This is a genomic window from Calditrichia bacterium (assembly GCA_020634975.1).
Taxonomy (GTDB): domain Bacteria; phylum Calditrichota; class Calditrichia; order RBG-13-44-9; family J075; genus JACKAQ01.
Genome location: JACKAQ010000019.1, coordinates 1 through 2,032 on the forward strand (window position 1 = coordinate 1; position 2,032 = coordinate 2,032).

Genomic DNA, 2,032 nt, shown 5'->3' on the forward strand with positions numbered 1-2,032 from the left:
CTTGCTTTCCTTACATGCGGAAAACGCCGAATTTTTGATCGGGAATCGGTGCGTTCAGCGACATCGCGATGCCCAGCGCCAACGCCTCGCGGGTTTTGGCGGGATCGATAATGCCATCGTCCCAAATGCGGGCTGTGCTGTAATAGGGGCTGGCTTCGGCTTCGTACTGCGCCAAAATTTCCGCGCGATATTCGGCAAATTCCTCTGCCGAAACCGATTTGCCCTGCTTTTCCAGCGAGCGTTTTTTGACGGTTGCCAACACATCTGCGGCCTGTTCGCCGCCCATCACGCTGATGCGCCCGTTTGGCCACATCCACAGCAATCGCGGATCGTAGCCGCGACCGCACATGCCGTAATTGCCCGCGCCATACGAACCGCCGACAATCACCGTAAATTTGGGCACCTGCGCGTTGGCAACTGCATGCACCAGTTTGGCGCCGTTGCGGGCGATGCCGCCGTGTTCGTATTCTTTCCCAACGATAAATCCGGTGATGTTCTGCAAAAACAGCAGCGGAATTTTGCGCTGGGTGCACAAATTGATGAAGTGCGCGCCCTTCACGGAACTTTCGCTGAACAGCACGCCGTTGTTGGCGATGATGCCGACGGGATAGCCCAACATCCGGGCAAATCCGCACACCAGCGTCGGACCGTAAAGCGCTTTAAATTCCTGAAAACGGCTGCCATCCACCATCCTCGCGATGATTTCGCGGGCGTCGTAGGGTTTGCGCACATCTTTGGGAATGATCCCGTAGAGTTCTTCGGGATCGTAATACGGGTCTTCCGGTTCGCGCATATCCAGCTTTGCGGGCTGATCCGGCAAGTTGAGATTTTCCATCAGGTTACGGGTGATTTCAAACGCGTGTTCTTCATTCATCGCGTAATGATCGGCAACACCGGAAACGCGGGCATGCACATCCGCACCGCCCAAATCTTCGTCGGAAACAACTTCGCCGGTTGCCGCTTTCACCAACGGTGGCCCGCCGATGTAAATGTAGCCTTGTTTGCGAACGATCACCACTTCATCACTCATCGCCGGTTGATAGGCACCGCCGGCAGTGCTGCTGCCCAACACCACAGAAATCTGCGGAATGCCTTCGGCAGACATGCGCGCCTGATTGAAAAATATCCGCCCGAAGTGCTCGCGATCCGGGAATGTCTCCGATTGATACGGCAGAAAAATGCCGCCGGAATCGACCAGATAGACACAGGGCAGGCGGTTTTGCATGGCGATTTCCTGCGCCCGCAGATGTTTTTTGATGGTCATCGGGAAATATGTGCCGCCTTTTACGGTGGCATCGTGCGCGACAACCAGCACCTCGCGACCGTGCACAACGCCAACGCCGGTCACCATTCCGGCGCCGGGCGCATCGTTGTCGTACATATCCAGCGCCGCCAGCGAGGAAAATTCCAGAAACGGGGACTGCGGATCGAACAATCGCGCCAGCCGATCGCGGACAAACAGTTTGCCGCGTTTTTCGTGCGCTTTGTGCGCGTGCGGCGGACCGCCCTGCTGCACAGTTGTAATCCGCTTTTTCAACTCCGAAACAAGCTGTAAATTGTGCTCCCGGTTGGATTTAAAATCCGTGCTATTTGTGTCTATTTTGGATTCGATTCGATACATGCACTATATTTTTCGTATTTGAGATTATCGTATGAGAACCATTTTATGCGTTCTTGTAAAATTTTCTGATTGAATTTTATAAAAATAAATACCGGAAGGCAAATCTGCTGCATCAAAAACAACCGAATGTTTTCCGGCAGGGCGCTGTTCGTTCAGCAATTCTGCTACTAATTGACCGCGAATATTGTAAACATTCAGCCGCACGTTTGCCGCATTCGGTAATTCAAACCGGATATTTGTTGAGGGATTGAACGGGTTGGGGTAGTTTTGTTCGAGCGTGTGTTTTGTAATAATTTCCGGATATTCATCTACGATTCCGACGTAGCCGGAGTAGGTGTAGGCCAGTAACCCTTCCATGCCATTTGCGAAAAAAACTGTGCCGTCTGCTATCAATGCCACGTCCAAACCATA

The 2,032-nt window shown here is 52.9% G+C and carries 2 protein-coding genes; both read right to left on the bottom strand.

Annotated features, from left to right (window positions below; genetic code table 11):
* Positions 1–10: 10 nt before the first annotated feature.
* Entirely contained in the window at positions 11–1,621 is a 1,611-nt protein-coding gene (locus H6629_24050; protein ID MCB9070861.1) for a methylcrotonoyl-CoA carboxylase, read from the bottom strand.
* Positions 1,622–1,645: 24 nt separating this feature from the next.
* On the bottom strand, positions 1,646–1,978 hold the full coding sequence (locus H6629_24055; protein MCB9070862.1) for a T9SS type A sorting domain-containing protein: 333 nt from the start codon (positions 1,976–1,978) through the stop codon (positions 1,646–1,648).
* Positions 1,979–2,032 lie beyond the last annotated feature (54 nt).